Source organism: Herbiconiux sp. SALV-R1 (genome assembly GCF_013113715.1).
GTDB lineage: Bacteria > Actinomycetota > Actinomycetes > Actinomycetales > Microbacteriaceae > Herbiconiux.
This window is the reverse complement of the sequence record NZ_CP053344.1, coordinates 2,353,380-2,378,969: the sequence shown is the minus strand read 5'-3', so window position 1 is coordinate 2,378,969 and position 25,590 is coordinate 2,353,380. Positions and strand designations below refer to the sequence as shown.

Genomic DNA, 25,590 nt, shown 5'->3' with positions numbered 1-25,590 from the left:
CGATTCGCGTCGTTGCGGTACCGGCTGCTCGCCGGACTCGGTAATTATAGTAACTATAACTATATGTACCGCTCGGCGAGGCTGCAAGCCGTGGCCCCACACACGGGGATATGCTCGTGAAATGACCGGCACACCGCCCCGTTCGGAGCTCTTGGGCGAGCTCGGCCAGCGCGTCATCGACTCGTTCCGCTACCTGCAGCGGGAGGTGACCGTGCCGCACGCGGGGCTCATCCACATCACGCGCTCCGAGGCCGACATCATGCGCATCATCATGGAGGAACCGGGCATCACGGTGACCGAGATCGCCCGCGCCTTCGGTCAGCACAAGAGCAACACGAGCGCCCGCATCGCCGCCCTGGTCGAGAAGGGTCTCGCCGAGAAGGCCTCGGCAGCCGGAGACGGCCGCGAGGTGCGGGTGCACCCCACCGACGAGGCCGTGCAGAACCTCGCCGGGTACCGCCGCGTGTGGGCCGAGCACCTCGCCCCGCTGTCGACCGCCGACGACGAGCGTCTCGCCATCGCTGTCGACGTGCTCTCGGAGATCGCCGAGGCCCTCGCCGCCGAGTCGCGCGCGCAGTAGCCGCTCGCGGCGTCGCACGCTAGAGGTGACGAACGGTATGAGAATCACGCCGCGAAGCCCCGTCAGGGCTTGACTGCCTGATTCTCATACCATTCGGGAGCTGTTCAGGCGGCGGCGCGGACGGTGGCGATGACCTCGGCGGTGAAGGCGGGGAGGGAGGCGGTGTCGCCGGAGGGGGTGCGCACGGAGAACCAGGCGTTGTCGACGAGCACGCTCACCTGGTCGCCCGAGTCGGAGAGGTACGCCTCGCCCGGGTAGCCCGAGACGGGGTGCCAGCTGCCGCCGCCGACGGGTGTCGACTGCGGGAAGTAGTCCGCGCCGCCGGGGAGCACCGTGGCGGAGTACTGGTCGGTGCCCGTCGTCCAGGAGCAGCCGAAGCCGCCGACCTGGGCGTTGCTGCGGAACGAGGCGAGGGCGTACTCGCCCTCGTACGCGCGGAACTCGCGCATCGACGAGTCGCCGACGATCTCGCCGAGGCGAGCCGCCGAGATCAGTCCGTCGCACTCGGTCACCCCCGCGAGGTTCGCGCCTTCCGGCTGCCACAGGGTGCCCGGGTCACCCGCTCCGGCGACAGCATCCACGGCGATGCGGAAGGTGGCCCGTGCCGCTGCCATCGTCTCCTCGGTGACCGAGGGCGAGGTCGGGATGACAGCGAGCTTCACGCCGTACCCGTCGACGAACTCCACCATGCTGCACAGGGGGAAGCCGGTGTTGCCCACCTTGCAGTTCTCCCTCGACCGCTCGCTGAAGCCCGGCACCGTCGGGTATCCACCGAAGATCTCGCCGAGCGCGGTCGCGTCGTAGTCGTCGCTCGAGACGTCGGGGACGACGACGAGGGCCGCTTGCGGCTGGAGGCGGTCGGTGCGCTTCTCCTCGCTCTCCCACCGGCAGGTCAGGGCCCCGGCGCGGGCGTCGGCGAATCGCAGCGGGTTGTTGGGTGGGCCTGCGATGGCGATCGACTCCACCGCGCCGCCCACGAGCCCCTCGGCCGTCGCCTGGCCGAGCACCGTGTCGCACGACGCCGGCACACGCACGGGCGCCGTCTGCGGGGCGGGCTCGCACGGGGTGAGCGCCGCGACGCCCTCGTCGAGGGTGGAGGCACCGCCGATCAGCGTGACCCGGGTCACGCCCTGGTCTGCGAGTGCGGTCAGCGTCGCGCGCGGGACGCAGTCGCCGTGCACAGCGTACAGGGGTGCGGCGAGGTGACCGGCCCAGGCGGAGCCGGCCAGGGCATCCGGGTAGCCGGCGCCGGTGACGACAAAGGCGCGGTCGCTGCTCTCGAACGCCTCGGCGTTGATCGCCGCGGACGCCTCGTAACGGTCGGCGCCGCCGAGCCGGGTGACGGGGGCGATGGAGCCCAGAGCCTCTTCGACGGCGGGGGAGACGGATGCGGGCCCACCGGCCACGAGCAACCGCTCTGCCCCGAGACCGGAGAGCACGTCGCGCGTCGGCGAGTCGACGGTCGAGGCGAGCCCGTCGAGCAGCACGACGGGAGCCCCGCGCGACCCCGCCGCCGCACCCGCGCTCAAGGCGTCGGGGAAGTCGCGGCCGGTGGCGAGGTAGGCGGTCGGCGAGCCCCCGGCGAACACCGGCGACGTCGCGACCGCGCGGGAGGTGGCGTAGCGGTCGGGGCCGTCGATGCGGGTGACCTCGTCCGCCACCTCTCGCAGGGAGTCGAGCACGGGCTCCGACACCGATGCGGGGCCACCCACGACGACGACGCGCTGCGCGCCGAGACGATCGAGCTCGTCGGCGACCTCGGCCGGAAGCGAGCCCGAGCGAGTGAGCAGCAACGGCCCTCCAGCGACTGCCGCCGCCGGGCCGGCCGAGAGCGCGTCGGGTGCCGACTCACCGGTGACGACGTAGGCCACCTCCGCCCCCTCGGGGTAGGCGGCGCGGGAGATCTCGACAGCGGTGGCGTAGCGATCGTCTCCGGAGATGCGATCGACACCCGGCGCCGCCGCCACCGCGGGCCCCGCGGCTGCGGACGCCGGCCCGGCCAGCGTCACCGCCAGCGCCCCCGCGACTATCCATGCCCCGGCTCCCGCCACGACTCGTGCAACCCCTCGACGGCCCATGGTGCCCCCTCGCTCGATGTACCCCACATCGACAAGTGTGGCCCCGAACCGCCCTCAGGGCACCAGCACTCCGGTGATGTCGTCGAGCGCGAGCGATCGCCGCACCACGGTGTCGATCTCATCGAGGCCGTACCGGCGCGTGACGAAGGGCGTGGCGTCGAGCTCGCCCGAGGCGAGCATCGCCATCCAGCGCGGGAGGTCGACGGAGGGCGTGATCTGCCCGTTCTGGCAGCCGACCACGCGTTTGCCGTGCACCGTGAGCTGCAGCTGCGGCAGTTCGACCTCGGTCGCCGAGTGCGCCACCCCGGTGAGCACCACCGTGCCGGCCCGCCGCGCCATGAGCACGGCCTGCCGGCTGGCGATCGCGGGCCCCGCCGCCTCGATCACCACGTCGGCACCCCGCCCCGAGGTGAGCGCCTGCACGGCGGCCACCGGGTCGCCCCGGTGCGCGTCGATGAGATCGGTGGCGCCGAGCGACGCGGCGATCGAACGCCGAGACGGGTGCCCGTCGATCGCGATGATGCGCGAGGCGCCAGCGAGCCGCGCCCCCTGCACCGCCCACAGCCCGAGGTGCCCGAGCCCGAGCACGGCCACCGACTGCCCCGGCTGCACCTCGGCGATCGTGAACACCGCGCCGAGCGCCGTCGACACCCCGCAGCCCAGCAGGCAGGCGAGGGAGTCGGGCAGGTCGTCGGGAAGGGGGTGGACCTGGATGCGCTCCACGAGCATCCGCTCGGCGTACGCCCCCACACGGCCGGCCGCCCGAACCTCGTGCGTCTCGCCGCGCACGGTCAGGTCGGCCACCACCGGGTCGCTGCCGTCGAGCAGCACCGAGCACTGGTCGGGCCGCCCGATGCCGCAGTAGAAGCAGGCACCGCACTGCGGGGTGCCCGCGACCAGTACGCGGGTGCCCGGCGCGAGGTCGTCGACGCCCGGGCCTGTGTGCTCCACCACGCCCACCGCCGTGTGCCCGAGCACGACGGGCGGGGTCTTGCGGCGCATGCCGCGCCACCCCATCCAGTCGGTGGAGCAGAACGGCGCCTCGGTGGTGCGCACGACGAGCTGCCCGGCTGCGGGCTCGCGCAGCTCGATCTGCCCCACGTGGAACGGGCTCTCGAACTCCGTGAGCACGGCGGCCCGGGCCGTGAGGCCCGCGCGGGTGCTCACGCGGCGGGCCCTCCGTGGATGAGACGCGCCACGTGCCCGCGCAGCTGGATGAACTCCGGGTTCTCGCGCGTCGTGATCTGGTCGCGCGGCTCGGGCAGCTCGATGCTGATGTCCTCCACCAGCGTCGCGGGCGGTCGCGACAGCACGAGCACGCGGTCGGCCAGGTACACGCTCTCGTCGATGTCGTGGGTCACGAACAGGATGGTCATGTGGTACCGGTCGCGGATCTGCAGCACCAGGTCTTCGAGCCCCTCCCGGGTCTGCGCGTCGACCGAGGCGAACGGCTCGTCCATGAGCAGCAGCTTCGGCCGGTAGGCCAGCGCCCGGGCGATCGCCACGCGCTGCTGCATGCCGCCCGACAGCTGCCACGGGTAGCGCTTCTCGAAGCCGCGCAGCCCCACCGCCTCGAGCGACTCGGCGACGAGCGAACGCCGCTCCGTCTTCGAGATCGACGAGCCCTGCAGGGGGAACGCGACGTTGCGCTCCACCGAGAGCCACGGCAGCAGGGAGCGGCTGTAGTCCTGGAACACCATCGCCATGCCGTCGGGCACACCTGTGCTCCTCACGCCGTTCACCCACACCGCGCCCTCGCTCGGCTGCAGCAGCCCGGCGAGGGTGCGCAGCAGCGTCGTCTTGCCGGCGCCCGAGGGGCCGACGATCGAGACGAACTCCTTCGGCTGCACCGAGAAGGCGAGGTCGCGGATGGCCTGGTGGGCGCTCTCGCCCCGGCCGTAGGTGTGCGAGACGTGGTCGACCACCACGGCTGCGCCCGGCGTGCCGGGGGCGGAAGCGGCGGCGGATGCGGTGGCCGGGCCGGCGGGGGAATCGGTCGTCGTCTGGTCGGTCATGAGAACACCGTCTTTCAGATCTTCTGGCGGGAGAGCCGGTGCCAGGAGAGCACCCGGCCCTCGACCAGGTCGAGGAGGGAGTTGAGCAGGAGCCCGAGGAGCGCGAGGGCGAGCATCCACGACCACATGTCGAGCAGCTGGAAGCGGCCCTGCGCCTGGATGAGCTGGAAGCCGATGCCGTTCGTGGCGAGGATGAACTCCGACACGATGGCGAGGAGGAGCGCCGCGGTCGAAGCGATGCGCAGGCCCGCGAAGATCTTCGGGCTCGCCGCCGGCAGCACGATGCTGAACAGCCGGCGCACGGGGGAGATCTTGAACACCTTGCCGAGGTCGAGCATGGTGCGGTGGATCGACCCGACACCCGCCGCCGTGTTGATGAGCACGAACCAGGAGACGCCGTAGGCGATGAAGATGACGCGCATGTCGTCGCCGCCGCCGAGCAGGATGATGAACAGCGGCAGCGTCGCCGTGGCGGGGATGGAGCGGAGGAACTCCACGATCGGCGTCACCGTCTCGCGCGAGGCGCGGCTGAGGCCCATCGCGGTGCCGACCACGACGCCCCAGGCGGCTCCGATGGCGTAGCCCGCGAGCATCCGCCCCACCGTGGTGAGGAAGTCGCCGGTGAACACCGGCGTCGCGAGCTGCTCCCCGCCGAACAGCAGCCGAAGCAGGTTCTGGCCGATGGCCGAGGGCTGCGGGAAGAACGGCGACGGCCAGAGCGCGGTGGCGATCTGCCACAGCGCCACCAGCACCGCGAGCGGGATGATGAAGTACGCGATGCTGACCAGGATGCTGCGTCCGTGGCGCGGCCGGTCGCGGCGGCCCGCGGCACGAGACGCTGCGGAGGGTGCGGTGGTGGGTGCGGTGGCGGGCGAACCCGGGGTGCGGTCGGTGACGGCCATCAGCTTCCCTGCCTCGTGGTCGAGTCCCAGCCGAAGTAGCGGCGTTCGAGCCCGCCGATGCCGAGGTTGATGACGAGCCCGAGCAGGCCCGCCGTGACGGTGGCGGCGAGCACCGCGAGGTACGACTCGGCGTCGCCGTAAGCGCGTTCGCGCGAGATGAAGGCGCCGATGCCCTGGGCGCCGCCCGCGATGAGCTCGACGGTGATCACCACGATGAGCGCGATGGAGGAGGCGATGCGGATGCCCGTGACGATGAACGGGGCCGCCGACGGCAGCACGATGCGCCGCACCACGCCGAAGCGGCCGACGCCGAAGCTGCGCGCCATCTCCTTGGCGTAGGGATCGACGTCGTGCACGCCGTAGAGCGTGTTGAACATGATGGGCCAGACGGCCGCGAACACCACGATGACGAGCTTCATCTCGAGCCCGGCGCCGAGGATGAGGAGCACGAGGGGCACCAGGGCCACGGGCGGGATGGGGCGCATGAGCTCGACGATGGCCCGCGCGCTGCGGTAGGCCGGCTTGAACAGCCCGAGCGCGATGCCGAGCGGGATGGCCACGGCGCAGGCGATGAGCATGCCGTAGACGTAGGTGAGAAGGGTGGCGAGAACGTCGGCCCGGAAGTCGGCCTCCGTCCACAGCAGCACCGACTTGGTGAGCACGCTCGAGAAGGGCGGGAGGAAGGCGGGGTTCACCAGGCCGGCGCGGGAGACGATCTCGAGCAGCAGGGCGAGCCCCACCGCGCCGGCGAGTCCGCGCCAGAGGGCGGTGCGGCGGGGGGCCCGCCCCCGCGCGCGGGAGCGGCGCGGGGGCGGGGAGGTGGCGGTGGCGGTGCCGCCGGGCGCACTCGTGGAGGTCACGGCGATGGCCACGATCAGCAGCTCTCCGGAGCGGGCAGCACGTGGGCGGCCAGGTCGTACTCCTCGGTGAGACGGCCGCTGGAGAAGTAGACGTCGGCGTTGCGCTGGATCTCGTCGAGTCGGTTCGTGGTCTGGTACTCGAGCATCACCTCGTTGGCCGCGACCTCGGCGGGGGCGCCGAGGAAGGCCGAGAACTGCTCCTCGAAGTACGCGCGGTCGTCGACCAGGGCGCCCTGCGCGTCGAAGATCGAGCACTGGATGGCGGCGATGGTGTTCGGGTTCTGCTCGGCGAACTGGCGGGAGGCCACCCAGCCAGACTCGGCCATGCCCTCGTACTCGTCTGCCCCGTAGTCGAAGACGCTCACGCTGCCGAGTCCGCGCACGGCGGCGAGGGTGGGGCCGACGGCGCTCGAGGCGTCGACGGTGCCCTGCTCGAGGGCTGCGGCGACCTCGCCGTAGGGCAGCTCGACCCAGTTCACCGCGTCGGGGTCGAGGTCTTGCTTGAGCATCGCATCCCGCAGCTTGATGGCGTGGCTCGACGAGAGCGAGATGACGTTGACGGTCTTGCCCTCGAGGTCGGCGAGCGAGGTGATGCCCGACGACTCGAGCGCCTCGAGCGAGCTCGTGCCGGGGGAGGAGGCCCAGCCCTCGGCGATGACGACGAGGTCGAGGCCCTGCTTGATGGCGTCGATGACGCCGAAGTAGCTGGTGTTGGCCGCTGCGGCGTCGCCCGAGATCACCGAGGTGACCGCGACGCCGGAGTTGTCGACGAAGTAGGGCTCGATGGTGAGCCCGTACTCGCTGCCGAACTCGTCGGCGGCGAGCTGCAGCGGGATGGTGCCCGGCCCCTTGATGCCGGTGAGCGACACGTCGGTGACCTCGGGGGCGCTCGGGTCGCCCGCGGTGAGGGCGTCGGCGGCGCCCGTGGCTCCGCCGTCGGTGCCGGGCGCACAGGCCGCGAGCGAGGCGGCGAGCCCGAGGGCGACGGCGCCCCCCAGGGCACCTCTCGTGATGCGGTGCCGGGCCCGGGCGTGCTGTGGGCGTGCAGGCATGATGACGTCCTCTCCATTGAGTTCAGATCACGTGTGTTTGTCAGACAATATGATGATCTGGCTGAATGGTCAACCCGTCTGCCTGCCCGCTCGCCGGGCGGATGTCAGTTCTGGTCGGAACCGTTGTCGGCCTGGCGCAGGTGCAGCAGGGCGGTCTTCGACGCGTTGCGCACGTGCGTGGCGCACAGTTCGGCGGCCTCCTTCGCGTGCCGCTGCTTCGCCGCCGACGCCATCGCCCGCAGCTCCGTCGCCACTTCGACGGCGCGCCCCGGCTCCGCCATCGAGGTCGCCCGCAGGATGCGCACCCTGGCCTGGATGCCCTCGATGATGTTCTGCAGGGTGGGGCTCGCCGCACCCTTGATGAGCACGTCGTAGATGCCGTCCTTGGCGTCGAGCACGAGCTTGATCTCCTGATCGCCGGTGGAGAACTCGGCGAAGTTCTCGACGGCGTCGTCGAGGCGGGCGAGCTGCTCGTCGGTGGCGCGCTCGACGAAGCGCTCCACCAGGATCGACTCGAGCACCGCGCGGATCTCGTAAAGGTCCTCGGCCTCGGCGAGCGACGGGGCGCTCACGATCGCGCCGCGCTGCGGCACGACCGTGACGAGCCCCTCGCTCGTGAGCTCGCGCAGCGCCTCGCGGATGGTGGTGCGCGACACGCCGAGCTGCTCGATGAGCTCGCGCTCGACCAGACGCTGCCCGGGTCGCAGGGTGAAATCGAGGATGGCCGAGCGGAGGGCCGAGATGACCTGCTCGCGCAACGGCGCCGCGACACGGTCGACGTGTGCGCTCGACCAGGCTTGGGAGAGGGTGTTGGGAGCGGTCATCGTGCCTCCTTCGCGGCGGGATGGTGTGCCGATCATACAGCGGGCACGCATCCACCCGGTCAGCCGCGCGGCGGGCCGGGTTGCGCGGGATGCGGGGAGAACGCGAATATATTACTGTCAGACAATCTGAGGCGAGACTCAGGGCGCGAGGGTGCGCCCGGCGCCCGGAGCGGCTCCGGCCGCAGAGGAAAGGCGGCACGATGACGTACGCAGGGCTCGAGGGCAAGGTCGCGATCGTGACAGGGGGGACCGGCGGCATCGGTTCGGCCGTGGTCGACAGGCTCTCCGCCGCCGGTGCGAAGCTCGTGATCGTCGACCTCGACGGCGATCGCGCCAAGTCCGCGGCCGACGCACTCGACGGCGAGGCCATCGGCGTGCAGGCCGACGTCTCGACCGAAGCCGGCGTCGACGCCTACCTGCAGGCGGCGCTCGACACCTTCGGCTCGGCCGACCTCCACCACCTGAACGCCGGCATCGCAGGCAAGCCCGGGGTGCAGCTCACCGACGCCGCCGTCGACGAGTGGGACGCCGTGATGGCGGTGAACCTCCGCGGCCCGTTCCTTGGCACCCGCGCGGCTCTCCGCCACTTCGTCTCGACCGGCACCACGGGCTCCATCGTGGTGACCGCCTCCATCGCGAGTCTCCGCGGGGCGGCCGACCTGCTCGCCTACACCACCTCCAAGCACGGTGTGGTGGGCCTCGTGCACGGCGCCGCCGTCTACGCCGGGCCGATCGGCGTGCGCGTTAACGGCGTCGCCCCCGGCATCGTGCCCACGCCCATCTTCGGTGAGGCGGGCATCCAGGACATGAAGAAGCGGGCGAGCACCTCGCCGCTCCGGCGGGCCGGTGAGCCCGACGAGGTGGCGGCGGCCGTGGCGTTCCTGCTCAGCGACGACTCCTCCTATGTCACCGGCGCCGTGCTCTCGGTCGACGGTGGCGCGAGCGTGCAGAACACGAACCGCTACGGCGGAGGCGCAGGCCTGTGGGACCCGGCGGGCATCGACGACGACCTCGTCTCGGCCTGGCGTGCCGGGGTCGAGGGCTAAGTCACTGAACGTCCGCCGAGCGGATTGTCCGACGATATTGACATCATACAATCCGTGCGACAGCATGGGATCACGGGCCGCATCGACGCGACCCAGCAGTTTCGAAGGGGAAACCGCATGAACATCGTCACCGGCGTAGGAGGCTACGTCTCCGCATCCGTCGCCGAGCGCCTGCTCGAGGCCGAGGGCGCCGATCGGCTCGTGGTCGCCAGCCGCGATCAGAAGGTGCTCGACGCCTGGCGCGACCGGGGCGTCGACGCCCGCTACGCCGACTACAACGACAAGGCCTCGCTCGTCGACGCGTTCCGTGGGGGTGAGCGGCTGTTCCTGGTCTCGGCCATGGAGGCCGGGCCGAGCCGTCAGCGCCAGCACCGCAACGCCGTCGAGGCGGCGGTCGAGGCGGGTGTGCAGCACATCGTCTACACCTCGTTCATCGGCACCGAGCGGCCCGAGGTCAACTCGGTCGAGGTCGCAGACCACAAGTTCACCGAGGGCCTCATCCAGGCCAGCGGCCTGCGCTGGAACATGCTGCGCAACAACCAGTACGCGGATGCGATGGCCGAGAACCAGGCGGCCATCGCCATCACCTCGGGCCAGAGCATCGGCAACACCGGTGAGGGACTCGTCGGCTTCGTCGCACGTTCCGACGTGGCGGCTGTCGCCGCCGCGATCATGCTGGGGGCGGGGGAGCCCGACACCGGCTACGACGTCACCGGGCCGGAGCTGCTGAGCTACCGCCAGGTCGGCGAGATAATCGCCGAGTTGAGCGGGGCGCCGATCACCATCGTCGACCTCAGCGACGACGAGATGTACGCCATGTGGGACGCCCTCGGCGTGCCCCGCGACGCCACCGGCGACTTCTCGAAGTCGCCCGTGCCCTGGGCGAGCGACGGCATGGTGACCTTCGGGCAGATGATCAGGGCCGGCCACCTGGCCAGGCTCACCGACGTGGTCGAGCGCTTCACGGGCTCGAAGCCGAGGGCGCTCCGCGACCTCATGCTCGAGCGCCGCGACGGCTGGCCGCCCGCGCCCGCCGGCGCCGGCGCCGGCGCCCAAGGGGCTGACGTCGCATGAGCGACGAGTACGAGTTCACCATCGTCAAGTACGGCACCCGCCACGGGCACCGCGCCGAGGTCTACCTCAACTACCACGTGCACGGCCAGCCCGACGGGCCGATCGACATGGACTACTTCGTCTGGGTCGCCCGCAACGACGAGCGCACCATCCTGTTCGACACCGGCTTCTCGGTGCAGGGCGGGGCGAACCGCAAGCGCAGCTTCGTCGCCGAGATCCCCGACATCTACGCGGCCCTCGGCATCGACATGGGGGCCGAGCAGACGCTCGTCGTCACCCACGCGCACTACGACCACATAGGCAACCTCGCCGCCTTCCCGAAAGCGCGCATCGTCATCGCCCAGGCTGAGCTCGACTTCTGGCTGTCGTCGATGGGCGAGCGCGCACAGTTCGCCTGGTCGACCGAGCCGGAGGAGATCGACGCCCTCCGCCGCGCCGTCGACGAGGGTCGGGTCACGACCTTCACCGACTCCCTCGAGGTGGCGCCCGGCATCGAGCTGCTCCAGGTGGGCGGCCACACCCCCGGCCAGGCCGTGGCGCGCATCCGCACCTCCGACGGGGAGGTGCTGCTGGCCTCCGACGCCGTGCACTACTACGAGGAGTACGAAGACGACATGCCGTTCGCCTTCGTCGCCGACCTTCCCGGCATGTACGCGGGTTTCGACCGCATCCGGGAACTCCTCGACGGCGGCGTGAAACACCTCGTGTGCGGCCACGACCCCTCCACGCTCGACCGCTTCCCGGCCGTCACCGACGGCCCGCTCGCCGGCATCGCCGCGACCATCGGAGCCCCACGAAAGGACCCCGCCTGAGATGACCGATCACCCAGCGACCGATCACGCAGCGACCGATCACCCCGTGACCGATACCACGGCCCCCACCGACCGCATCGGCTTCATCGGCCTCGGCAACATGGGCGGCCGCATGACGCGCCGCATCGTCGACGGCGGCGTGCCCGTGCACGGCTTCGACATGCAGCGCGCCGCGGTCGAGGCCGCCGGCGCCAGCCCGCTCGGCTCGGCCGTCGAGGTCGCCGAGCAGAGCGACGTGGTGTTCCTCTCGCTCCCCGACAGCAAGGTGGTCGAGCGGGTGCTGCTCGCCGACGAGGCCTTCATCCCGGCGCTCCGCGACGGCGCCGTGGTCGTCGACCTCAGCACCGCCTCCCCGTCGTCGACCCAGCGCATCCACGAGAAGCTGGCGGCGCGGGGTGTGCACTACCTCGACGCGGGCATCTCGGGCGGCGCGGCTGCCGCCGAGAAGGGCGCGCTCACCCTCATGGTGGGCGGCGACGCCGGGGCGCTCGACCGGGTGCGTCCCGTGCTCGCCCACTTCGCCACGAACGTCTTCCTCATGGGCGGCTCGGGTGCCGGCCACTCCACGAAGCTGCTCAACAACTTCCTCAACGCCATCAGCCTCTCGGCCACCGCCGAGGTGATGGTGGCGGCGAAGAAGGCGGGGCTCGACCTGGCGACCGTGCTCGATGTGCTGAACGCCAGCTCGGGCGTCAACTTCGCCACCCTCAACCGCTTCCCCAAGATCATCACGGGCGACTATCTCAAGGGCGGGCTCACCAACGCGCTCATGATGAAAGACGTGGTGCTCTACGTCGATCATCTGCACGAGCTCGGGGTCGCCTCGCTCAACGCGCCCGGCCCGATGGCGAGCTTCGGCCTCGCCCAATCGCTCGGCTACGCCGACCAGATCAGCAACACCGTCGTCGACGCGATCGGAGACGTCTCGGGTCACGTGCGCCTGCACGAGCCCGACGCGTCGCCCGATTCGCCCGCAGCCGGCACGGCACGACCCACCGACACGAAGGACTGAAGCCATGACCAACCACGACGCCACCAGGGGCGAGACCTACGAGGCCGGCCTCCAGGTGCGCCGCGAGGTGCTCGGCGCCGAGCACGTCGAGCGCTCGCTCGGCGCGGTGACCGAGTTCTCCCGCCCCATTCAGGAGCTCGTCACCGAGTACTGCTGGGGAGCGGTCTGGACGAGCGACGGCCTCGACCGCCGCACCAGGAGCCTGCTCAACCTCGTCATGCTCACGGCGCTGAACCGGCCACACGAGCTCGGGGTGCACGTGCGCGGGGCGATCCGCAACGGCGTGACCGTGGAGGAGATCCAGGAGGCGCTGCTGCAGACCGCCGTGTACGTGGGAGTTCCCGCGGCGCTGGAGTCGTTCCGCATCGCCGAGTCGAAGCTCACCGAGATGAAGACGGCCGGCGAACTGTGAGCGACTCGCCCCGCCCCGTCGTCGCGTTCATCGGCCTCGGCAACATGGGCACCCCCATGGCCGAGCGTCTCGTCACGGCGGGCTACAGCGTCATCGGCAGCGACGTCGCCGAGGCCGCGCGCGAGCGCCTCGTCGCGGTGGGTGGCGAGAGCGCCGAGAACGCAGCGGATGCCGTCTCCCGCGCCGACCTCGTCATCCTCATGCTCCCCAACTCCGCCATCGTGGAGCAGGTGGTGACCGGGGGTGACTCCGGCGGAGGCGGCGTGCTGGCGGTGGCCCGCCCGGGAACGCTCTTCGTCGACATGAGCTCCTCCGAGCCTCTCCGCACGCGCGCGCTCGCCGAGACGGTCGCCGCGGGCGGCGCGCGCCTCATCGACGCGCCCGTGAGCGGGGGAGTGAAGGGCGCCGTGGCCGGCACCCTCACCATCATGGTCGGCGGCGCCGAGGCCGACCTCGCCGACGCCCAGGGCGTGCTGGAGGTGCTCGGCAAGCCCGCGCTCGTCGGCCCCATCGGCGCCGGACACGCGCTCAAGGCCATCAACAACCTCATGTCGGCGGCCCACCTCTGGGTCACCAGCGAGGCCATGCTCACCGGCATCGCCTTCGGTCTCGACCCGAACGTCATGCTCGACGCCATCAACACCTCGAGCGGCCGCAGCGGGTCGACCCAATTGAAGTGGCCGAACTTCATCGTCGGGGAGAGCTACGACTCGGGCTTCGGCCTCGCCCTCATGCTGAAGGACATGCGCATCGCCACCGGCCTCGCCGAGAGCCTCGGCGTGCCGCACACGCTGAGCGACCGGGCGGTCGAGCATTGGAGCACCGCCGACGCCGAGCTCGGCCGCGGCGCCGACCACACCGAGGTGGCGCGCTGGCTGCGGCAGCAGGAGCAGGCCGCGCAGCAGGAGGGGAACAAGTCATGACCGACTCAGCCGACGACGCCCGCAAGGCCGAGATCCGCCGCGAGTACGAGGCCGCCCACGGGGAGTGGGACGGCGGAACGCAGGCCGTGCTCGACCTCGATCCCGAGTTCCTCGCCGCCTACTCGACGCTCGCCGCCGTTCCCGACCGGGTCGGCGCCCTCCCCGAGAAGGTGCGCCACTTCGTGCGCCTCGCCGTCGCCGCCAACTCGACCCATCTCTATCTGCCCCCGGTGCGCGGCCACATCCGTCGTGCCCTGCAGGCCGGTGCCACACCGGCCGAGGTGATGGAGGTGCTCGAGTGCTGCGCCACCCTCGGCATCCACTCCATGAACATCGGCGTGCCCATCCTGGTCGACGTGCTGGAGCAGGAGGGCATCCGCACGGGCGCCGCCGAGCTCGACGAGTACCAGGAGCGGCTCAAGGCGGAGTTCACCGAGAAGCGCGGCTACTGGCACAGCTTCTGGAACGAGATCCTCGAACTCGCCCCCGAGTTCTTCGACGCGTACACCGAGTTCTCCTCGGTGCCGTGGGTCTCCGGCCCCCTGGAGCCGAAGGTGAAGGAGTTCATGTACATCGCCTTCGACACCGCGGCCACCCACCTGTACACCTCGGGCCTCCGCCTCCACATCGAGAACGCCGTGCGCTACGGTGCGACCGCCGCCGAGATCGTCGAGGTGATGGAGATCGCCGCGACCCTCGGCATCCACGGCGTGTTCGAGGCCGCCCCCGTGCTCGTCGAGGAAGCAAGGAAGCTCTCATGACGACGTCGACACCGGATGCGTCGCCCTACGAGCTGAGCGCGGAGGCCGAGCAGCGCTTCCGCGAGCTGCTCGGCGACGACGCCGTGGTCACCGACCGCGCCGGGCGCGACGAGTACGCCGACCCCTACTGGGTCAAGGGCGACCGCAGCTACGACTCCTCCGCCGTGCTCTACCCCTCCAGCACCGAGCAGGTGCAGGCCGTCGTGCGGATCGCCGACGAGCTCGAGGTGCCGCTCTGGGTGTCGTCGCAGGGCCGCAACAACGGCTACGGCGGCCCCTCGCCGCGCGTCGCCGGCTCGGTGCTGGTGAGCCTCCGCCGCATGAACAAGGTGCTGGAGATCAACCCGACCCTCGCCTACGCCGTGGTGGAGCCCGGCGTGAGCTGGATCGACTTGCATGCGGCCATCGCCGAGGCGGGCCACGACGACCTCCTGGTGTCGGTGCCCGACCTCGGTTGGGGCTCCGTGGTGGGCAACTCCCTCGACAGCGGGGTAACCTACCTGCCGCTCGGCGTCGACTTCCAGGCCCCCACGGGCATGGAGGTCCTGCTCGCCGACGGCACGCTCCTGCGCACCGGCATGGGCGCGCTGCCGAACTCCAAGGCCTGGCACACCTACAAGCGCGGGCTCGGCCCGGTTCTCGACCCGCTGTTCGTGCAGTCGAACTTCGGCATCGTCACGAAGATGGGCTACTGGCTCATGCGCAAGCCCGAGGCCTACGCGCCCCTCTTCCTCACGGTGCCGCGCACGCACCAGCTCGAGCAGGCCATCGACGTGCTGCGGGAGCTGAGGCTCTCCGGGCTCATCCGTGGCGTGCCGGTGATGCAGAACACGCTCACGCTCGCCTCCCACTTCCCCGAGCTTCTCGGCCCCATGCAGGCCGAGGGCACGCTCGGCGAGGAGCAGCTCGACGCCCTCGCCGACGCCACCGGGGTGGGGCGATGGGGGATGCGCACCGCGGTCTGGGGCGACGAGGTCGTCGTCGCGCGCCAGGTCGAGCGCATCACCGAGGCCTGGTCGGCGATCGACGGCGCCCGGGTCGACCACCATCGCACCTTCCTCCGCGACGAGTGGGACCAGATCGAGGAGTTCGCCGACAAGGTGCAGGCGGGCATTCCGAACCTCGACATGCTCGAGTCGATGCCCCCGGGCTTCGGCCACGTCGGCTTCTCGCCCGCGGTGCCTCTCGTGGGCAGCGAGATGGTGAAGGTCGTCGAGCTGATGGAGTCGACGGTGAAGCGGGAGACCACGGCGAGCTTCCTCGTCGGCATCTGCGTGGCCAACGAGCGCACCGCCGTGGTGGTGGGCGGGTTCGGCTTCGACACCGCGAACGACGCCGACGTGCGCGACGCCTACCGCACCGTGAAGACCATGATCCGCGAGGTCGGCGAGCTCGGCTACGGCGAGTACCGCGCCCACCTCGACTTCATGGACGAGGCGGCCGCCGAGTACTCCTTCGGCGACCACGCCTACCTCCGCTTCGTCGAGCGCATCAAAGACGCGGTCGACCCGAAGGGCATCCTCTCGCCCGGCAAGCAGGGCATCTGGCCCGCGAACCGCCGCACCACCTGAACCGCATCATCCACCCACCCTGCAGTCGAGGAGCAACGATGCCCCACCAGATCACCGAGGCCGAGCTCGCCGCCTTCCGCTCCGAGCTCGACGGACCGCTGTTCGAGCGCGGCGACGACGGCTACCAGGCCGAGATCGACGGCTTCAACTCGCTCTCGCCGATGGCGCCCGACCTCGTCGTCGGCGCCACGGGCGAGGCCGACATCCAGGCGGCCGTGCGCTTCGCCGCGGCCCACGAGCTCGAGGTCGTGGTGCAGGCCACCGGTCACGGCTCGTACCGCGGGGTCGACCACGGCCTCCTCATCCGCACTCACCGGCTCGACTCCGTCAGCGTCGACCCCGACGCGCGCACCTTCACCATCGGTGCCGGCGCGCGGTGGATGGGCATCCTCCCGCAGCTCGCCGAGCACGGGCTCGCCGCGGTGACCGGCTCGTCGCCGAGCGTCGGCGCGGTCGGCCTCACCCTCGGCGGGGGAGTCGGCCCGCTCAGCCGCACGCTCGGCTGGGCTGCCGACCGTGCGGTCTCCTACCGGGTGGTGATCGGCGACGGCTCTGTGGTGGAGGTCGACGCCGATCATCACCCCGACCTGTTCTGGGCGCTCAAGGGCGGCAAGGTCGGGCTCGGGGTGGTCACCGAGATGACGCTCGGCGCCGTCCCGCTGCCGCAGATCTTCGGCGGCGGCCTGTTCTTCGCGCAGGAGCACATCGACCGGGTGCACCACGCCTGGCTCGACTGGGCCGCCACGCTGCCCGAGTCGGCGAACACCTCGATCGCCATCCTGCGCCTGCCCCCCGAGGGCGTTCCCGAACCCCTCGCCGGGCGCACCCTCGCGCACGTGCGCTTCGCCTACGTGGAAGAAGGGGCGGATGCTGCGGAGCTCGAGTCACGTGGAGCGGAGCTCCTCGCGCCCCTGCTCGAGGCGGCCCCCGTCTACCTCGATTTCTGCGGCCTGCTCCCCACCTCGGAGGTCGGCACCATCCACGCGGAGCCGTTCGGCCCGCTCCCCATCTGGGAGCGCGGCGAGTTCCTCGACGAGATCGACCACGACTACGTGCAGGCCGTGCTCGACCAGGCCGGAGGTTCGGTGGAGTCGCCCTTCGCCACTGTCGAGACCCGCCTTCTCGGCGGTGCCATCGCGCGCGACGCTGCCCTCCCGAACGCCATCGGCGGGCGCGGCGCGAAGTACTCGCTGCTCGTCATCGCCGCGGTCATCCCCGGGCTCAACGACGAGGCGCTGCCGGTGGCGGGCCCGGCCCTGTTCGACGCGGTCGCGGGGTACTCGCACGACGAGATCAACTACAACTGGGCGGGGCACCCGACCCCCGCGGCGTTCAAGCGCCTGTGGCCGGCCGAGACGGCGGCGAAGCTCGCCGAGGTGCGGAAGCGGTACGACCCGGCCGGCACCTTCGCCTACGGCCACTGACCGGCGTCGATGCGGACCGCATCCGTCGACCGACCTCGCGAACGCACGACACGTCTATATAAGAGGAACGAGAACATGACCAGCATCGCAGGGCGCGTCGCCGTCGTCACCGGGGGAGCCTCGGGCATCGGCCGCGGCATCGCCGAGCAGCTCATCGCCGAGGGCGCGACGGTGGTGATCGCCGACGTGCAACAGGATGCGCTCGACCAGACCGCGGCGGAGATCGGCGCCGTGGGCATCCGTGTCGACGTCACCGACCCGGAGAGCGTCGAGGCGCTGGCAGCCGAGGTGATGGAGCGCTTCGGCTCGGTGGGCATCCTGGTGAACAACGCCGGCGTCGGGCCGCTCGCCCGCATCGCCGATCTGAAGCTCGCCGACTGGAAGTGGCTCATCGACGTGAACCTGTGGGGTGTCATCCACGGGGTCACGACGTTCCTCCCGCTGCTGCAGGCGAACGCCGACGGCGGCCACATCGTGAACACGGGCTCGATGGCGTCGTTCGCGCCGATGGCGGGCGGCGGCGCCTACGCCGTGACGAAGTACGGTGTCGCGGCTCTCACCGAGGCGCTCGCGCTCGAGCTCGCCGAAGACGGCTCGCCCGTGCACGCCACCTTGCTCGCGCCCGGCACCGTGCGCACGAACATCAAGACCAGCACGCGCAACCGGCCGGCCGGTGCTGAGGGGGCGCTCGAAGACGTCGACATCTCGGAGGGAGTCGCCTCCGGGCTGCGCTGGATCGACCCGATCGACGCCGGGCGCATCGTCACGCGCGCCATCCGCAACGACGACCTCTACGCGCTCACCCATCCCGACTGGTGGAACATCGTCGAGGTACGGCAGACCGCCATCCGGGAGGCCTTCGTGAAGTACCCGGCCGGGAGCGAGTCGTGAGCACCTGGCGTGGAGAGGCCGGCGTGCTGCGGGCCATCAAGGAGCCGTTCTCCATCGAGCAGGTCGAGCTGCTGCGGCTCGACCCCACCCGCGTGGTGGTGAAGACGCACGCCAGCCCGTTCTGCTCCACCGACGTGAAGAACTGGAAGGGGCTGCTCTACAAGATCCCGCCCACCATCCTCGGGCACGCCTCCATCGGCGAGGTCGTCGAGGTGGGTTCGGCGGTGCCCGAGTCCGCCGGCATCCGGGTCGGCCAGCGGGTCGTCGTGCCGGGAACCCCCGAGTGCGGGCACTGCTACTACTGCTCCATCGGCGAGCCGTGGCAGTGCAGCGAGCTCTTCGACCTCGGCGGCATCTACCCCGACATCGCGCGGGGCGACGACGGCGCGCTCATCTCCTGTGCCGGATGCGTCGGCGGCTACGCGGAGTACATGTCGATCTCGGGCAACCAGGTGTTCCCCATCGAGAGCGACCTCCCCTCAGACGTGCTGTCGATGCTCGGCTGCGGCATCTCCACCGGCGTGGGCTCGGTGTTCAACATCGCCCGGGTGCAACCGGGGGAGTCGGTGGCCATCGTCGGCGCCGGACACCTCGGACTCTGGATGCTGCAGGCCGCCCGCCTCGCCGGCGCCGGCACGGTCGTCGTCGTCGAACCGCACGAGGGGCGCCGCGCGCTCGCGGGTGAGCTCGGGGCCGACGTGCTCGTCGACCCGGGCGCTCCGGGCGCTGGTGGGGCCGCCGAGGGCGCGACCGAAGGCGCCGCCGATGCGCTCGCGGCGGTGCGCGCCGCCACCGGCGGCCGCGGTGCCGACGTGGTGCTCGAGGCGGCGGGCCCCGCGGTCTCGCAGAGCTTCTCCGTGCAGGCCGCGCGCCGCGCGGGCCGCATCGTGCTCACGGGCTTCGAGATCGGGGGTGCGACCCTACCCCTGCCGCAGGTGGAGACCGCGTTGCAGAGCCGCAGCATCCTGAGCTCCCAGAACGGCCAGGTGCACATGAAGAGCGACCTGCAGCGCTACACCGGCCTGCTCGAGCGGGGCCTGCTCGACCCCGACCCCATCATCACCCGCCGCTACCCCCTCGCCGGGCTCGACCTCGCCCGCGACCGCTCCGGCACCCTCGACGACGTCTGCGGCATCATCGTCTTCGACCACTGAGCGCGCGGGCGCCCGCCCGCTCTCCGCGCAATCGACCCGTCACGAAACGCCCTCTCACCGTGCCTGAGAGGGCGTTTTGTGACGGGTCGATGGCGCGCGAGCGCGCTACGGGCGGGACCGCGCGGGCCACACGCCCTGCTTGCCCGGGGCGAGCACGCCCGTGGGGTCGAGGGCGTCTTTCAGGCGGGCGTGAAGGCGACCCAGTGCGCCCCCGTTGAAGTCGAACGAGCGCGCGATGTCGTCCATGAACGCGAGGTGCCCGCGGTACTCGCCGTAGCCCTCGGCCGCCGCCTCGGCGATCAGCGCGGGAACGAGCATCCGTGCCCTGGCCACCTGCTCGGCGTCGTCACGGTCGTACAGCACTTCCGTGACGTGCACGAGCGAGCGGCCGGCCGCCGTGAACGCCCCGCAGTAGTCGAACCCGGCAGCCTCGAAGCGTCGACGGATGCGGTGCACCTGCTCCAGAGCCTCCGTGCCGTCGAGTGGGAGCACCGGTGCGAACGAGACGTGGCCGCCGCGGCCGCCGTACCAGAAGGACAGCTTCTCGGCGTACATGTCGGGGATGCCGGCCCGCACCCGGTGCCCGTACGCGATGTCGTCGACGGGCGCGTCGCCGGCGTAGCGCGTGACGGTGACGCGGGCGCCCGGAATGGGCGCGAAGGCCCGCTCCACCACCCCGATGCGGGCCTCGAGCAGCTCGGCGTGGTCGTACAGCGCGAAGGTCATGTTCCACCGCCCCACACCGAAGCGCTCCATGATGCGTTCGTGCACGCCGGGTTCGAGCAGACCGAGATCGGCCTGCCACTCCGACCGGGGTCCGCTGAAGGCTGCGGCGCCGAGCGGGTCGCCGATGACGACCGTGCTCTGGATGGTGCCGTCGAGCTTCAGCGGCCGCATGGTGTCGATGAGCGGTGCCAGGTCGTCGAAGGCCGGTGCGGCGATGTCGACGGCAGCCCAGGCCTCGGGTGCCGGCATCAACCACACCCCCATCTTCGTGACGATGCCGAGGTTCGACTGGAAGAACAGCCCGTCGACCGCCGGCCCGAACCCTGGCCGGTAGAGCTGCCAGGCGCGCCCGCCCTCCATCGCGCCCATGCCGGTTCGCACGATCTCGCCGTCGGGCAGCACCACCTCGAGACCGCAGACCTGGGCGTGGTGCTCGCCGTAGGCGGTGTAGCCGAGTCCGCGCTCGAGTGCGTTCCCCACGACGCTGCCCCAGGAGAGGTCGGGTGTCGACGTCCAGAACGGGGCGCCGCTCGCCCGCACCGCCGTGTACAGATCGATGAACCGCACGCCGGGCTCCACCAGCGCGGTGCCGCTGACGGCATCGATCTCGAGAACGCGGTCGAGGCGCGACAGATCGAGCACGACGGTACCGGCGGTGCGCGGGCTGCGGCCGCCGTAGCCGTTGTTGCGGCCCTGCGAGATCGGCCAGAGCGTGGTGCCGTGCTCGGCCGCGATGCGCACCAGCGCGCTCACGTCCTCGACCGTGGCCGGCCGCACGACGAGCCCGGCGGCGAACTCCGCCGGATCGCCGACGGGGAACGGGTCGTCGTAGTCGCTCAGCCGGTCGCCGCCCAGCACGAACTCATCGCCGAGCAGGTCGACCGCCGCCGCCAGGAAGGCATCGGAAGGGCCCAGCTGCGTTCCGCTCACCTTCTCACGTCCCGCTTGCGGCGTCTCGTCGCCCCGCGCCCTGCGACTCGTCGCGGTAGCGCGCCGGCCACACGCCGTGGCGGCCGGGGGAGAGGATGCCCTTGGGGTCGACCGCGTCTTTGATCGCCTCGGTGAAGCGGCGGTAGGCGTGGTCGCCGAAGGAGTACTGGTCGCTCGCCAGGTCCATGAAGTCGAGGTGGGCGCGGTACTCGCCGTAGCCGAGCGAGGCGATCTCCTCGATGAGGATGCGCACCGTCTCGAAGGTGCGCGCCACATCGGCCTCGTTGGTGCGGTCGAAGCTCACCGAGCTCACGATCATGGCGCTGCGGTCGTTGGTCGGGAAGATGGCGCACACGAAGTTCGTGCCGGTGCGCTCGATCACCCGCGCCTTGATGCGGTCGACCACGGCGGTCACCTCGGCGCCCTGCAGCGGCACGATGGGCGAGAAGCCCACGTGACCCACCCAGTCGGGCATCTGCTCCATCATCTCCATGGTCGGGATGCCGGCCGAGATCTTCTGCATGAAGGTGCTGATCTCGCCCCAGTTCTCCGGCCCGAAGCGCCCGAGCTCGTCGACCCGCGAGCCCTCGATCGCCGACCACGCCTCACGGATGCGCGCCAGATGGTGGTCGACCACCGGCCCGTCCCCCCAGAGCGCGGTGCGCACGCCCCACCGCCCGATGCCGGTGGCGTCGGCGAGCCCGTCGAGGCGCTCCTCGCTCCAGGTGGAGTCGGCACCCGGGAACATGCCCATGTGCTCGGGGAACTGCGTGCCCATGGTGATGAGGTTCTGCAGGTTCGGCACGCCGCGGATGACGCCGTCGAGCCGCAGCTCGCGGATGATGTCGACCGCCTGCGCGAGCTGGTGGTCGCGCGGCACCGAGAGGTAGAGCGGTGCGTAGACGCGGGGGCGGCGCTGCAGCCACACGCCCATCCGGGTGACGATGCCGTAGTTCGACTGCGTGAACAGCGCGTCGAGGGTGGGGCCGAGGCCGCGCTTGTAGAGGTGCCACGACTTCGAGTCGGGGATGGCGCCCATGCCGGTGCGCAGCAGCGAGCCGTCGGCCAGCACCACCTCCATGCCGGTGGGCGCCTGGAAGTCGACACCCATGGGCAGGTAGGTCATGCCGTTGTCGAGCGAGTTGCCGATGATCGACCCCCAGCCGATGTCGGGCACCGAGAGCATGAGCTCGTCGCCCTGCTCGTGCAGCGCCGCGTAGAGGTCGAGCCAGCGCACCCCGGGCTCGACCACGGCATAGGCGAGCTCGGTGTCGATGTGCAGGATGCGGTTCATCTCGCGCAGGCTGATGAGCAGCGACCCCGCGACGCGCGGCGAGGGGCCGCCGTAGCCGTTGTTGCGCCCCTGGGAAGAGGTCCACACCGGCTGCTCGTGGCGGGCGGCGATGCGCACGACCTCCTGCACCTCCTCGACGGTGCGCGGGAAGACCACGCCCGACGAGTCGTAGCTGCGGTCGTCGTGGAACCAGTAGGGATCGCGGAAGGTGTCGCGCTCCTCTTCGGTGAGCAGCATCCGGTCGCGTCCGAGCAGGGCGATGAGCTCGTCGCGCGCGGCGTCGGAGAGCACCGCGGGTTCGGGTCGGCGGGCGGGCATGGCCTCAGGCACCCGCGGGGGTCGAAGCGGATGCGTCGTCGCCGAGCCCGTTCACCCGTGCGGCCTCGGCGTACTCCTCCTCGGAGACCTCCTCGAGCCACTCGGTGCCGCCCAGCGTGATCGCGGTGTGCCCGAGCAGCGTCTCGGCGGTGCCGCCGTGCCAGTGCCGCTCGCCGGGTTCGATCCACACGGTGTCGCCCTCGGTGATCACGCGGGGTACGCCGTCGCGCCCGCAGACGTACCCCTTGCCGCGGAACACCTGCAGCAGCTGCCCGTTCTCGTGGTGGTGCCAGTAGGTGCGCGAGCAGGGGGTGAAGATGACGGTGTTGATCTTCACCTCGTCGAGACCGCCGAGCACCGGGTCTTGGAACACCTGGCCCGTGAAGGTGCCGGTGGCGGTGATGGAGGGGGCACCCGATCGGCCCGAGATGATCTGCATACTGCACTCCTTGCTGAACGTCGTCGTCCTCGCCACAAAGTAGTTGTAGCTGTTGTAACCAAATGCTAGCATCGCCACAGTCGCCGGGGCACCTGCCCCGCCACACCAGTCAGCGCAAAGGGGCGAGACATGACCGAAGTCGAGATCACGGCAGACGGCCCGAGCAAGGGCGAGTTCCGTGACGTCATGGGGCGGTTCGCGAGCGGGGTGACCGTCATCACCACCACCCTCGACGGCGAAGACCTGGGCGCCGCCGCCAGCGCGGTGAGCTCGCTCTCCGACGAGCCGCCGAGCCTGCTCATCTGCCTCAACGTCACCTCGACCACGGCGCAGGCCATCGTGAAGACCGGCACCTTCGCCGTCAACGTGCTCGCCGAGGACTCCGCGCCCATCGCGCAGCGCTTCGCCAGCAAGGCGCCCGACAAGTTCCAGACCATCGCCGTCGAGCGCGGCCAGACCGGGGTGCCGCTCATCGCGGGGTGCATCGCCCACTTCGAGTGCGTCGTCGACGAGACCGTGCGCGGCGGCACCCACCTCGTCTTCCTCGCCCGCGTGGTGCGGGTGTCGTCGAAGCCCGGCAACCCGCTGGCCTACTTCCGCGGCTCCTTCGGCCGCATGGAGACGGCACCGGATGCTGCGGCCCTGCACGCGGTGCGCGATTACGTCGTCGGGGCGGTCACCGACGAGGCCCAGCCGCTCGACGCCGAGGCGATCGCCGCCGAGCTCGACATCGAGGTGGGCCGCGCCTACCAGTCGCTCGTCGCCCTCACCACGGAGGGCCTCGTGCGCCGCACCGGCGCCACCTTCCAGGTCGAGCCGGTTCCCGACCAGGTGATCTTCGACTACTACGCCGCCAAGCTCGCCATCGAGATCGGCGCCGCCGCGCAGACCGTCGGAGCCGTGGGCCCCGACCAGCTCGCCGAGCTGCGCACGCTGCTCGAGGCCACCCTCGAGTTCAGCGTCGACGGCCAATTCAGCGACCCCGAGGGCTGGATCCGCGCGAACAGCGCCTTCCACGAGTACCTCGTGGGGCTCGCCGGCAGCGTCATCCTCACCGAGACCTACAAGGGGCTGCGGCTGCCGGCGATGGAGCAGCGCTCGATCCGCGAGTCGACCCGGGCCACCGCAGCGCTGCACGACGACCACCGCGCCATCGTCGAGGGGTACGAGAAGGGCGACGTCGAGCTCGTGCTGCGCACGCTCACCGCGCACGCGAAGCGGCCCCAGGAGACCAGGGCCGAGGCCGCCGCGACGGCGTCGGCAGCGGTCTCCTGAGGCCGCCGCCCCGCCCCGCACCGCCCTCCCCGTCACATGACCATGCCGCCGTTCGCGTTCACCGTCTGCCCGGTGATGAATTGAGCCTCGTCGCTGCAGAGGTAGACGATCGTCGCCGCCATCTCCGACGGCGGCACGACGCGCGGAATGGGCTGCAGCGCCACCATCGAGGCCAGCAGCTCCTCGTCGTCGGGCAGCATGGGCGTCTTGGTGGCGGCCGGGGCGACGGCGTTCACCCGGATGTTCTCCTTGCCCACGAGCGCGGCGATCGCCCTGGTCATGCCGAGTACCCCGGCCTTCGCGGCGGGGTAGGCGGCGGCGAGCGGGTAGGGCGCGAGCGCGCCGACGCTCGAGATGGTGACGACCGCGCCGCCGCGTTCGCCGTTCCGGCGGAGCAGCGGGAGGGCGGCTCGCACGCAGTAGAAACTGCCGGTGAGGTTCACGCGGAGCACCAGGTCCCACGCCTCGTCGTCGATGGTCGACGGGTCGGGGTCGCTGTTGTTCTCGCGCAGCCTCCACGGGGCGTCGGCGATCCCCGCCGCGGTGACGAGTGCATCCAGTCGACCGTGCTCGTCGGCGACGCGCTCGAACGCGGCGTTCACCCGGGCGCTGTCGGTGACGTCGACGGCCAGCGGGGTGACACCCTCGACGCCCGCCCAGACGGCGTCGAGCGCCTCGGCGCCGAGGTCGAGCGCGTAGACCGCGGCGCCCTCCGCCACGAGCCGCTCGACGACGGCGCGCCCGATGCCGGAGGCCGCCCCGGTCACCACGGCCACGCGACCGGTGAAGCGTCGGGCACCCCAGGTCTCCACCTCGGTCTCGCCCACTCGAACAGCTGTCGTCTCGTGATCGGGCATCGTCGCCCCTCCGTCCTGGCCGACGGCTCCGTCGCGCCTCTTGCAATTTGTCAGATTGTCGTACAACAATGATGCCGACTGTAGACGCAAGTCGCCGTCGACACCACCGGATTTCGAAGGAGAGATCTCACGTGCACACCTTCCCCCGACCCCGATCGGAGCGGCTCTCGGTCGAGCGCGTCGCCGTCGACGCGAGCTGTCCCGAGTGCGGCGGCAGCGACATCCGGAGCTATCGCGCCCTGAGCGAGGGCGGGTGGTGGCAGGTCGTGAAGTGCCAGGACTGCCTCGCCTCGCTCGAGCGCACCCCGGCCCCTGCCCTCGGCTCCTTCGTGCCGCTCGGCACCACCGTCTGAGGCGGCG

Annotated in this window: 25 protein-coding genes; 14 read left to right on the top strand and 11 right to left on the bottom strand. The window is 71.1% G+C overall.

Annotation, left to right across the window (positions count from 1 at the left end; translation table 11 throughout):
• Nucleotides 1-121: 121 nt before the first annotated feature.
• Nucleotides 122-580, top strand: a complete 459-nt coding sequence (locus HL652_RS11350; protein WP_171705418.1) for a MarR family transcriptional regulator — start codon at nucleotides 122-124, stop codon at nucleotides 578-580.
• Between the two features lie 104 nt (nucleotides 581-684).
• On the opposite strand, the gene HL652_RS11345 is transcribed toward HL652_RS11350, so the two are convergent.
• The 7 genes from HL652_RS11345 to HL652_RS11315 form a co-directional block, all read right to left on the bottom strand.
• The gene (locus tag HL652_RS11345) at nucleotides 685-2,658 is read right to left on the bottom strand and encodes a cell wall-binding repeat-containing protein (RefSeq protein WP_171705417.1); all 1,974 of its coding nucleotides are present in this window, start codon (nucleotides 2,656-2,658) and stop codon (nucleotides 685-687) included.
• Between the two features lie 54 nt (nucleotides 2,659-2,712).
• Nucleotides 2,713-3,825: a zinc-binding dehydrogenase gene (locus HL652_RS11340; protein WP_171705416.1), complete on the bottom strand. Its 1,113-nt coding sequence runs from the start codon at nucleotides 3,823-3,825 to the stop codon at nucleotides 2,713-2,715.
• Nucleotides 3,822-4,673, bottom strand: coding sequence for an ABC transporter ATP-binding protein (locus HL652_RS11335; RefSeq protein WP_171705415.1), 852 nt, complete (start codon nucleotides 4,671-4,673; stop codon nucleotides 3,822-3,824). Before HL652_RS11335 ends, HL652_RS11340 begins: the two co-directional genes overlap by 4 nt.
• 14 nt (nucleotides 4,674-4,687) lie before the next feature.
• Nucleotides 4,688-5,575, bottom strand: a complete 888-nt coding sequence (locus tag HL652_RS11330; protein ID WP_171705414.1) for an ABC transporter permease — start codon at nucleotides 5,573-5,575, stop codon at nucleotides 4,688-4,690.
• Nucleotides 5,575-6,447: an ABC transporter permease gene (locus HL652_RS11325; RefSeq protein WP_171705413.1), complete on the bottom strand. Its 873-nt coding sequence runs from the start codon at nucleotides 6,445-6,447 to the stop codon at nucleotides 5,575-5,577. Before HL652_RS11325 ends, HL652_RS11330 begins: the two co-directional genes overlap by 1 nt.
• Before the next feature lie 2 nt (nucleotides 6,448-6,449).
• Nucleotides 6,450-7,487, bottom strand: coding sequence for an ABC transporter substrate-binding protein (locus tag HL652_RS11320; RefSeq protein ID WP_171705412.1), 1,038 nt, complete (start codon nucleotides 7,485-7,487; stop codon nucleotides 6,450-6,452).
• A 104-nt stretch (nucleotides 7,488-7,591) separates the two neighbouring features.
• Nucleotides 7,592-8,311, bottom strand: coding sequence for a GntR family transcriptional regulator (locus tag HL652_RS11315; RefSeq protein WP_171705411.1), 720 nt, complete (start codon nucleotides 8,309-8,311; stop codon nucleotides 7,592-7,594).
• A 200-nt stretch (nucleotides 8,312-8,511) separates the two neighbouring features.
• Here HL652_RS11315 and HL652_RS11310 point away from each other — a divergent pair, with 200 nt between their 5' ends.
• The 11 genes from HL652_RS11310 to HL652_RS11260 all read left to right on the top strand — a co-directional run bounded on the left by HL652_RS11310 (nucleotide 8,512) and on the right by HL652_RS11260 (nucleotide 19,391).
• Nucleotides 8,512-9,357 carry an SDR family NAD(P)-dependent oxidoreductase gene (locus HL652_RS11310; protein WP_171705410.1) on the top strand — a complete coding sequence of 282 codons (846 nt, stop codon included), beginning with the start codon at nucleotides 8,512-8,514 and terminating at the stop codon, nucleotides 9,355-9,357.
• A gap of 117 nt (nucleotides 9,358-9,474) precedes the next feature.
• Nucleotides 9,475-10,431 (top strand): NAD(P)H-binding protein, encoded by a 957-nt coding sequence (locus HL652_RS11305; RefSeq protein ID WP_171705409.1) that lies wholly within the window; start codon nucleotides 9,475-9,477, stop codon nucleotides 10,429-10,431.
• On the top strand, nucleotides 10,428-11,243 hold the full coding sequence (locus tag HL652_RS11300) for an N-acyl homoserine lactonase family protein (RefSeq protein WP_171705408.1): 816 nt from the start codon (nucleotides 10,428-10,430) through the stop codon (nucleotides 11,241-11,243). The genes HL652_RS11305 and HL652_RS11300 overlap by 4 nt, the downstream gene beginning before the upstream one ends.
• A gap of 46 nt (nucleotides 11,244-11,289) precedes the next feature.
• On the top strand, nucleotides 11,290-12,255 hold the full coding sequence (locus HL652_RS11295; protein ID WP_216603883.1) for an NAD(P)-dependent oxidoreductase: 966 nt from the start codon (nucleotides 11,290-11,292) through the stop codon (nucleotides 12,253-12,255).
• A gap of 4 nt (nucleotides 12,256-12,259) precedes the next feature.
• A complete protein-coding gene (locus HL652_RS11290) occupies nucleotides 12,260-12,667 on the top strand; it encodes a carboxymuconolactone decarboxylase family protein (protein ID WP_171705406.1) in 408 nt (135 codons plus the stop codon).
• The gene (locus HL652_RS11285; RefSeq protein ID WP_171705405.1) at nucleotides 12,664-13,590 is read left to right on the top strand and encodes an NAD(P)-dependent oxidoreductase; all 927 of its coding nucleotides are present in this window, start codon (nucleotides 12,664-12,666) and stop codon (nucleotides 13,588-13,590) included. Before HL652_RS11290 ends, HL652_RS11285 begins: the two co-directional genes overlap by 4 nt.
• A complete protein-coding gene (locus HL652_RS11280; protein WP_171705404.1) occupies nucleotides 13,587-14,351 on the top strand; it encodes a carboxymuconolactone decarboxylase family protein in 765 nt (254 codons plus the stop codon). The genes HL652_RS11285 and HL652_RS11280 overlap by 4 nt, the downstream gene beginning before the upstream one ends.
• Nucleotides 14,348-15,922 carry an FAD-binding oxidoreductase gene (locus HL652_RS11275; protein ID WP_171705403.1) on the top strand — a complete coding sequence of 525 codons (1,575 nt, stop codon included), beginning with the start codon at nucleotides 14,348-14,350 and terminating at the stop codon, nucleotides 15,920-15,922. Before HL652_RS11280 ends, HL652_RS11275 begins: the two co-directional genes overlap by 4 nt.
• 38 nt (nucleotides 15,923-15,960) lie before the next feature.
• On the top strand, nucleotides 15,961-17,346 hold the full coding sequence (locus HL652_RS11270; protein WP_171705402.1) for an FAD-binding oxidoreductase: 1,386 nt from the start codon (nucleotides 15,961-15,963) through the stop codon (nucleotides 17,344-17,346).
• A gap of 75 nt (nucleotides 17,347-17,421) precedes the next feature.
• Nucleotides 17,422-18,237 carry an SDR family NAD(P)-dependent oxidoreductase gene (locus HL652_RS11265; protein ID WP_171705401.1) on the top strand — a complete coding sequence of 272 codons (816 nt, stop codon included), beginning with the start codon at nucleotides 17,422-17,424 and terminating at the stop codon, nucleotides 18,235-18,237.
• Nucleotides 18,234-19,391, top strand: a complete 1,158-nt coding sequence (locus tag HL652_RS11260; RefSeq protein WP_171705400.1) for a zinc-binding dehydrogenase — start codon at nucleotides 18,234-18,236, stop codon at nucleotides 19,389-19,391. The genes HL652_RS11265 and HL652_RS11260 overlap by 4 nt, the downstream gene beginning before the upstream one ends.
• 105 nt (nucleotides 19,392-19,496) lie before the next feature.
• Here HL652_RS11260 and HL652_RS11255 read toward each other — a convergent pair whose 3' ends face one another.
• Genes HL652_RS11255 through HL652_RS11245 form a run of 3 tightly spaced genes read right to left on the bottom strand, consistent with a single transcriptional unit; the run spans nucleotide 19,497 to nucleotide 23,170 of the window.
• Nucleotides 19,497-21,047, bottom strand: a complete 1,551-nt coding sequence (locus HL652_RS11255) for an FAD-binding oxidoreductase (protein ID WP_171705399.1) — start codon at nucleotides 21,045-21,047, stop codon at nucleotides 19,497-19,499.
• A 4-nt stretch (nucleotides 21,048-21,051) separates the two neighbouring features.
• Nucleotides 21,052-22,659, bottom strand: coding sequence for an FAD-binding oxidoreductase (locus HL652_RS11250; RefSeq protein ID WP_171705398.1), 1,608 nt, complete (start codon nucleotides 22,657-22,659; stop codon nucleotides 21,052-21,054).
• Between the two features lie 4 nt (nucleotides 22,660-22,663).
• Nucleotides 22,664-23,170, bottom strand: a complete 507-nt coding sequence (locus tag HL652_RS11245; RefSeq protein ID WP_216603882.1) for a cupin domain-containing protein — start codon at nucleotides 23,168-23,170, stop codon at nucleotides 22,664-22,666.
• 57 nt (nucleotides 23,171-23,227) lie between these two features.
• On the opposite strand from HL652_RS11245, the gene HL652_RS11240 reads away from it, so the two are divergent.
• Nucleotides 23,228-24,373 (top strand): flavin reductase, encoded by a 1,146-nt coding sequence (locus tag HL652_RS11240; RefSeq protein WP_171705397.1) that lies wholly within the window; start codon nucleotides 23,228-23,230, stop codon nucleotides 24,371-24,373.
• 32 nt (nucleotides 24,374-24,405) lie between these two features.
• Here HL652_RS11240 and HL652_RS11235 read toward each other — a convergent pair whose 3' ends face one another.
• Nucleotides 24,406-25,230, bottom strand: a complete 825-nt coding sequence (locus HL652_RS11235) for an SDR family NAD(P)-dependent oxidoreductase (protein ID WP_171705396.1) — start codon at nucleotides 25,228-25,230, stop codon at nucleotides 24,406-24,408.
• Nucleotides 25,231-25,361: 131 nt separating this feature from the next.
• Between HL652_RS11235 and HL652_RS11230 the strand changes: the two genes are divergently transcribed.
• Nucleotides 25,362-25,583, top strand: coding sequence for a hypothetical protein (locus HL652_RS11230; protein WP_171705395.1), 222 nt, complete (start codon nucleotides 25,362-25,364; stop codon nucleotides 25,581-25,583).
• The last annotated feature ends 7 nt before the right edge of the window (nucleotides 25,584-25,590 follow it).

Excerpts from the sequence above, each read along its gene's own strand:
- HL652_RS11335 (WP_171705415.1), bottom strand. The coding sequence starts at position 4,673 with ATGACCGACCAGACGACGACCGATTCCCCCGCCGGCCCGGCCACCGCA.
- HL652_RS11275 (WP_171705403.1), top strand. The coding sequence starts at position 14,348 with ATGACGACGTCGACACCGGATGCGTCGCCCTACGAGCTGAGCGCGGAG.
- HL652_RS11320 (WP_171705412.1), bottom strand. The coding sequence starts at position 7,487 with ATGCCTGCACGCCCACAGCACGCCCGGGCCCGGCACCGCATCACGAGA.
- HL652_RS11310 (WP_171705410.1), top strand. The coding sequence starts at position 8,512 with ATGACGTACGCAGGGCTCGAGGGCAAGGTCGCGATCGTGACAGGGGGG.
- HL652_RS11290 (WP_171705406.1), top strand. The coding sequence starts at position 12,260 with ATGACCAACCACGACGCCACCAGGGGCGAGACCTACGAGGCCGGCCTC.
- HL652_RS11315 (WP_171705411.1), bottom strand. The coding sequence starts at position 8,311 with ATGACCGCTCCCAACACCCTCTCCCAAGCCTGGTCGAGCGCACACGTC.
- HL652_RS11240 (WP_171705397.1), top strand. The coding sequence starts at position 23,228 with ATGACCGAAGTCGAGATCACGGCAGACGGCCCGAGCAAGGGCGAGTTC.
- HL652_RS11350 (WP_171705418.1), top strand. The coding sequence starts at position 122 with ATGACCGGCACACCGCCCCGTTCGGAGCTCTTGGGCGAGCTCGGCCAG.
- HL652_RS11280 (WP_171705404.1), top strand. The coding sequence starts at position 13,587 with ATGACCGACTCAGCCGACGACGCCCGCAAGGCCGAGATCCGCCGCGAG.
- HL652_RS11345 (WP_171705417.1), bottom strand. The coding sequence starts at position 2,658 with ATGGGCCGTCGAGGGGTTGCACGAGTCGTGGCGGGAGCCGGGGCATGG.
- HL652_RS11265 (WP_171705401.1), top strand. The coding sequence starts at position 17,422 with ATGACCAGCATCGCAGGGCGCGTCGCCGTCGTCACCGGGGGAGCCTCG.
- HL652_RS11235 (WP_171705396.1), bottom strand. The coding sequence starts at position 25,230 with ATGCCCGATCACGAGACGACAGCTGTTCGAGTGGGCGAGACCGAGGTG.
- HL652_RS11330 (WP_171705414.1), bottom strand. The coding sequence starts at position 5,575 with ATGGCCGTCACCGACCGCACCCCGGGTTCGCCCGCCACCGCACCCACC.
- HL652_RS11245 (WP_216603882.1), bottom strand. The coding sequence starts at position 23,170 with ATGCTAGCATTTGGTTACAACAGCTACAACTACTTTGTGGCGAGGACG.
- HL652_RS11305 (WP_171705409.1), top strand. The coding sequence starts at position 9,475 with ATGAACATCGTCACCGGCGTAGGAGGCTACGTCTCCGCATCCGTCGCC.
- HL652_RS11270 (WP_171705402.1), top strand. The coding sequence starts at position 15,961 with ATGCCCCACCAGATCACCGAGGCCGAGCTCGCCGCCTTCCGCTCCGAG.
- HL652_RS11300 (WP_171705408.1), top strand. The coding sequence starts at position 10,428 with ATGAGCGACGAGTACGAGTTCACCATCGTCAAGTACGGCACCCGCCAC.
- HL652_RS11250 (WP_171705398.1), bottom strand. The coding sequence starts at position 22,659 with ATGCCCGCCCGCCGACCCGAACCCGCGGTGCTCTCCGACGCCGCGCGC.